This window comes from Mesorhizobium sp. M5C.F.Ca.IN.020.29.1.1 (assembly GCF_003997375.1).
GTDB classification, from domain to species: domain Bacteria; phylum Pseudomonadota; class Alphaproteobacteria; order Rhizobiales; family Rhizobiaceae; genus Mesorhizobium; species Mesorhizobium wenxiniae.
Genome location: NZ_RZSW01000395.1, coordinates 1 through 6,073, shown reverse-complemented (window position 1 = coordinate 6,073; position 6,073 = coordinate 1). Strand labels below are relative to the sequence as shown.

5 protein-coding genes and 1 pseudogene are annotated in these 6,073 nt (G+C 59.3%); all 6 read right to left on the bottom strand.

Translation table 11 applies throughout. The annotated features are described in order from the left end of the window. Positions 1 to 85 precede the first annotated feature (85 nt). Positions 86 to 449: pseudogene (locus EOA85_RS39285) on the bottom strand (pyridoxamine 5'-phosphate oxidase family protein); the annotation flags it as partial. A 63-nt stretch (positions 450 to 512) separates the two neighbouring features. Then, positions 513 to 1,709, bottom strand: coding sequence for an HlyD family efflux transporter periplasmic adaptor subunit (locus EOA85_RS25120; protein WP_127211570.1), 1,197 nt, complete (start codon positions 1,707 to 1,709; stop codon positions 513 to 515). Between the two features lie 4 nt (positions 1,710 to 1,713). Then, positions 1,714 to 4,077: an FtsX-like permease family protein gene (locus EOA85_RS25115; RefSeq protein WP_127211569.1), complete on the bottom strand. Its 2,364-nt coding sequence runs from the start codon at positions 4,075 to 4,077 to the stop codon at positions 1,714 to 1,716. Between the two features lie 4 nt (positions 4,078 to 4,081). Continuing rightward, complete coding sequence (locus EOA85_RS25110; RefSeq protein WP_127211568.1) at positions 4,082 to 4,789, bottom strand: ABC transporter ATP-binding protein; 708 nt, start codon at positions 4,787 to 4,789, stop codon at positions 4,082 to 4,084. 114 nt (positions 4,790 to 4,903) lie between these two features. Continuing rightward, positions 4,904 to 5,599: a phosphoribosyltransferase gene (locus EOA85_RS25105; protein ID WP_127211567.1), complete on the bottom strand. Its 696-nt coding sequence runs from the start codon at positions 5,597 to 5,599 to the stop codon at positions 4,904 to 4,906. A 3-nt stretch (positions 5,600 to 5,602) separates the two neighbouring features. Next, positions 5,603 to 6,031 (bottom strand): DUF2267 domain-containing protein, encoded by a 429-nt coding sequence (locus EOA85_RS25100; RefSeq protein WP_127211566.1) that lies wholly within the window; start codon positions 6,029 to 6,031, stop codon positions 5,603 to 5,605. Positions 6,032 to 6,073 lie beyond the last annotated feature (42 nt).

Genomic DNA, 6,073 nt, shown 5'->3' with positions numbered 1-6,073 from the left:
ACCTTGCGTTAATGTCGAAAAAAGCCAGCGTGCCGCGACCGCAGTTTTCAGGTCGCAAGTAGCGAATGAGACCGCGTCAGCTATTTTATTCTTTCGCTTCACGACCCGACACCTGCTCAATCGAAATCCGAAAGAACACATGAGTCGAGTGGTCCGAAAGCGGAGGGGTTGCCGGCTTAAGGGCTCCAGGTTCCCACCAGTCAACGTGCTTGCTCAAGATTGACCAGGCATGCTCCCGTTCGGGCCTTTGGTCGATCCGATCCAGCAACTCCTCGTACCGACGATCAACTACGACGCTTTTCCATTGTCGCCCTTCGCCGCGGATTGTCGACTTGCACGGAGACCAAAGGGTTGGCTCGCATCCATTCGACCTTCTTGCCGGGCATGGAGAACGCGTAGAGATGGTGATCCGCATAAGCATAGTGGATTGGTACAACATAAGGCTGCCCACCATTCGTACATCCTGTTCTTCCGTTGATACCGATCAATCGGAATGCCTACCCGTCGCGAAATCAGTTGCGTCTTTTCACCAGATCGCCATCGGAAAGGGTATCGGCAGGATGAACGACGACGCTGAGGCCTGGCTCCAGACCTGCCAAAACTTCGGCAGCATCCTCGCTCATGTGACCGATCTCGATTTCGGCTTGCCTGACACGGCCACGATCAGCCACAAAGACGCTCCATTTGCCCCCGGTTCTGAATAAGGCTCCAATCGGCACTTGAACGCATTTGGGGCACTCCCACACGGTCATTTCGACAAAGACCCGATAGCCATGGCCGAGCCTGGCGTCCGTGTCATCCATATCCAGAACGGCGGTGACCCTCTGCTCCTCGATCCCGAGCGCCGAAACCTTGGTGAATGCCGCTGGATCGACACGTCTCACCGTCGCACGCAGTGCACGATCGCCGCCCCAATCGCTGATCTGCGCCCTTGTCGCCGGCGCGATGCGTACTGCATCGGCTGAAAGCAGGTCGACAGCGACCTCAAGATTGCGGATGTTCCCTATTTCGGCGACCTTCGTGCCAGGCACCACCGCCTGCTCGCTCCTTGCCATGACCGCAAGAACGGTTCCGTCGATGGGCGCGAGAAGATTGACGCAGCAGCTTTCACCGGTCGGGTCCGCAGGGTCGGGCTGCAGCAGGCGTGCCTCGGCGTTCGCAAGTTCCGCGTTTCTAAGTCCGATGACTGCTTTCGCCGCATCGACAGCGGTTTTTCGCAGGTCGACTTCGTTGGTGAGTCTCTGCAAGGTGCTTTCCGAGACAAAGCCGGATCCGAACAGTTTGATTGTCCGTGCCAGTTCGTCCTCTGCCAGTTTCAGCGCCGATTGCGCGCGCTGCAGTTCGATCTCGGCGACACCGATGCCGGCACGCGCCGCATCACGGGTCGCGAGCAGTTCAGCCTCCGCGCGCCGATCTATCAACGGCGGGTCGAGCGGATGGATGGAAGCGACGACTGTATCGTTTGCCCTGACCACATCGCCTTCATTTACCACCGTGCGCGTCAGGTGCCCCGCAATCGGCGCCGACACCGTATAGATGTCGCGTACGCGGGTGATGCCTTCTTCTCGGATCGTGACCTTCATCGGTGCTGCGGTGACTTCAACCATGTCCACGAACGCGGGCTCCTCGCGCAGGGCCCAAGCGAAACCGGCAATGACCGCAGCGGCAACAAGACCGAGCCCACCGCGTTTGATCCAGATTGACCTCATCAGACTATTCCCTTGTCTTTAAAACTCGCACTAGGTCGAGCCTGTCGATACGGCGGCGCACGATCAGAGCCGAGAGTGTTGCCACGCAAACCACGATGAGGCTGGCAATCGCAAAGGTGGCTCGATTAATGATGAATGGAATACGGAAGAGGTCGCTTTCGAAGCCTTTCACAACCGACCATGAAAAAAGATAGCCGAGGATCCAGCCGAGTGGCTGCGCCAGCACGACTACAAAGCCAAGCTCGAACAGCAGGACGCTGGAAACCTCGCCCTTGGTAAAACCCAGCACACGCAGGCTTGCGAGCTCGCGCGCACGCTCGGAAAGCTGAATGCGCGCGGAATTATAGACGACGCCGAAGGTTATGATCACGGCAAGCGCGGTATAGACGCTCGTCATGATCGTGATGTTCTCCTCGATCGTCTCGCGGAAATGCTGTCGCGATATGCTCTGCAGCGCTGCGGAGGCGAAAGCGGGCGTTTGCTTGACGACCGTATACAGATCTGCGAGGCGCGACGGATTGATTGTTACCCTGACGCCGGAAATCCGAGGACCGTCGCCGACCAGGCGGTCGAGCGCATCGGCCTGCATATAGACGGCAAGGCCGACATAGCTCTGCACGATGCTGGTGACAGGCACTAGAACCACCCGGCGCGCCTTTTCAAGCAGCTCGACCTCGGCCACATCTCCAATACGCATGTCGAGCAGCGAAGCGACCCTCTCGGATATCGTCAGGCCGACGATGGGTGGTTCCACCGGATCAAGATCAAGGTCGAGTATACGCGCAAGGTCAGCGCCCTGGGGAACACTCGAGATGACCAGCCGGCGCTCGCGATGATTATGGCGCAAAATCACCGGCGTTACCCGGAAAGGCTCGGCACGGAGCACGCCCGGCATGGCGGCGACCGACTGAAGGGCGCGGGGCGATTGCGCGAGGCGAAACGACAAGGTCACATCCTGCCGCTCGGCACGGAAGAAAACCGTGTCCACCATGAACGCTACGGAATCAAAGGAGAACAGCGCCGTCACCAGGAGTGCGACGGCGAGGGAGGTCCCCAACGCCGTGAGCAGCGTGCGCAAAGGCCAGCGCATCAGGTGTCTGAGCGCCATGATGGTCAATTGCGAAAAAGCCGTCAGAAGACGACCGCTACCTGAAAAGAAAGTACGGTATCGGACCGGCGCTGGTGGCCGCATGGCGACCGCCGGGGAAAGCGCTACGACGCTCCATATCGCGCGTGTCGCCCCCGCAAGGGCTGCTAGCGCGCTTATGGCCGCTGCAATTGCGTAGAGGTCGAGGCTCTGCCTGAAGATCAGGAAGGGAAAGGAGTAAAACCGCGCATAGAGGGCCGTGAGGCCGTGACCCAGCCAGTTGCCTGCTCCAGCGCCGATGGCTATGCCGATCAGCGCAATCACCAGTGTCAGCTTCACATAATGCCAGGTGATTGCCTCCGGTCCGTAGCCGACGGCCTTCATCAGTCCAATCTGTTCCCGCTCAAGCACGATTAGCCGTGACAGGATCATGTTGACGAGAAAGGCCGATACAAACAGGAAGATCGGTGGAATGACAGCGGCCATAGCTCGAAGCTGGACGAGCTCGTTGTCCAGGAACGCGTGCGAGATCTGATCTGTGCGTCCGTGTGCGCCGGTCCCTCCAAATGGTCTCAGAACAAGATCCAGCGCGCCTTCGATTGCGTGGATGTCGGCGTCGCGCTGAGTGCGGATTGCAACGTCGTTGAACGCGCCGTCCATGTCGAAGATGCCAGCCAGAACGGTGCGAGGCATGAAGAAGACACCGAACCGTCGCTGGTCCGGCACCATCTCGCCGGGACCCAGTGCATAAATGTATTCGGGCGAGAGTACGATGCCGGTAACGGTAAGTGTCCGCTTACGGCCGTTCAGAATGGCATCAAATGTGCTACCGGGTGTCATCCGGTGTGCGGTTGCGAAAGGCTCCGTCACAGCAACTTCGCCGGACCGGGCCGGGTCAGGTGACCGCCCCGTTCGCAGGTACAGCCGGTTGACCGCCGGCTCACCGCTATCTGGAATCGACACAGCGATCGCGCTTGCTGGCTCGGCCATGCCGGGAATATCCAGCAGGACGGGTTCGACGATACGCAACTCGACACCGCTGACGCCCGCAAAAGAAACGATGCGCTCTCGAAGATACAGGGGCGCTCGCGTCAACCCCGAAAAGACGGTGGCGAAGCGATAGCGGTCATAGAATGCCGAACGGGTCTCCTCCAGCGAGCGATAGGCGCCAATAGCGAGGACGAGTGTCGCGACGCCGCAGGCCATGACGAACGCGATCGCAAGGGCTTGCGCCCACATGCGCAAGAGGTCGCGCAAAAGCTTGCGGTCGAGAACGGACACGACGCTACCAACTTACTTCAGCAGGCCGTGCCCGCTGGTCGTTGACGGCGACGTCAGCAATGCGGCCGTCCTTGAAGGTGAAGACCCGGTGCGCGATCTGCCGGATTCCGGCATTGTGCGTGATGATCGCCATGGTTGTCTTCATCTCTTCGTTGATCCGCGACAGCGCTTCGAGGACGAGAATGCCTGTCTTCGAATCGAGCGCGCCGGTGGGCTCGTCGCAGAGCATCACCTCCGGTCGCTTGGCGATGGCCCGTGCGATCGCGACCCGCTGTTGCTCACCGCCAGAGAGTTGAGCCGGGAAATGCGTCATGCGGTCCTTGAGACCGACCATCTCGAGCGCTTCTCCGGGTTTCATCGGATTCGACGAAATCTCGGTGACGAGGGCGACATTTTCCCAGGCGGTGAGGCTCGGGATCAGATTGTAGAACTGGAAGATGAAGCCGACATGGTCGCGCCGGAAGCGGGTGAACTGCCGTTCGGAAAAGGCGGTCAGCTCCTCCCCACGAAAGCGCACGGCACCGGTCGTCGCTTGGTCGAGCCCGCCCATTATGTTCAGTAGAGTGGATTTTCCGCTGCCTGAAGGTCCCAGCAACACCGCGATCTCGCCCTCATAAAGGTCGAGATCGACGCCGCGCAAAGCGAAGACCTCGACTTCGCCGGCGTCATAGACCTTGGTTACCTCACGGGCGGAAAAGATCGGGGTGTTCATCCGTGGCCTGGCCTCATTGAGCGGACCACTGGTACGACATTGGCTCGCACGCACCTTGACGTTCGTCAAACCGTGCCGCCGACCCGATGCGGCGGCAGGCTGAAAGGAAGCCGTTCAAACCGCTCGAGGCTTGGCGGCGTTGCGTCCAACCCGTAGTTGAACCGCGCTACGTCTTTGCGCAGCTTCGGCTAGCGCGTCCTTCACTTCTTCATCGGTAAGCTGGGGGAAGCTGCGGTAGTGGTAAGCGAGGGCCTGGAAGTGTGCGGGTTGACTAAGGCACACGATGCAATCCGCCTCATTGGCCAGATCGGCCAATGTGTCAGGCGGCGCGACAGGGATAGCTACGACCAGCTTCAGAGGCGAGCGCCTTTTGAGAGCACGGATCGCTACCTTCATTGTCGTACCGGTAGCCACCCCGTCGTCGACAATGATTGCCGTCTTTCCAGCAATAGATAAGGGCGGACAATTCCCACGATAGGCAAGCCGGCGACGTTGCAACTCGGGCCGCTCTTTGGCGATCAACACACGAAGTTCATCATCGTCGAGCGAGTAAGCTTCAATGATCTCACGATTGAGCACGACGTCCGGAGGGTCGCCATCCACGATCGCTGCGACGGCCAGCTCAGGGTTCCCCGGTGCGCCTACCTTGCGCACGATGATCAAATCGAGCGGAGCTTTCAGGGCTTGGGCCACTTCGGCGGCGACCGGAACACCACCCCGGGGCAGGGCGAGAATGATGGGCTGGCGCAAGCGGAGTTTCTCCAACTCGACGCCAAGCTTTTGTCCGGCCTCCTGACGATCACGGAACATCAGTCAGTCCATCGGCCAGAGCTGACGGAGCGATTTCTTCATCGAGTTCCGAACCTGGACGATCTCGCCGTGCGATACGTGGTGATCGAGCAGCTTGAAAACCGCCTCGATCGCCTTGTCGATATCAACGTCAAGCTCGTACCCGAAGCTATTGCGAACGCAAATGACGAAGTCGCGCTTTTTTCTTTCCAACATGGGCTCGCCCGATGGTCTCCAGCCCTCAAAATACATGCCTCTGATGAGTGTAGGCAGCTGAGCTGAAAGGTCGGCCATTTCCTTTGGCGACAACCAATCCCGCAACGTGTGCAGAACAGATTTCAGAAATCTGTATGCGCGTTGTTCGCTCCAATCCAGATCTTGAGCCAACTCGTTGACCCATTGCTGCGCCTGTTCGTCAGCGTGGGCGAAACTTGTCACTGAAGTGTGTGTCATGCGATCGCTCCTCCAACCCTAAATACCCATCTTGGCGTACGG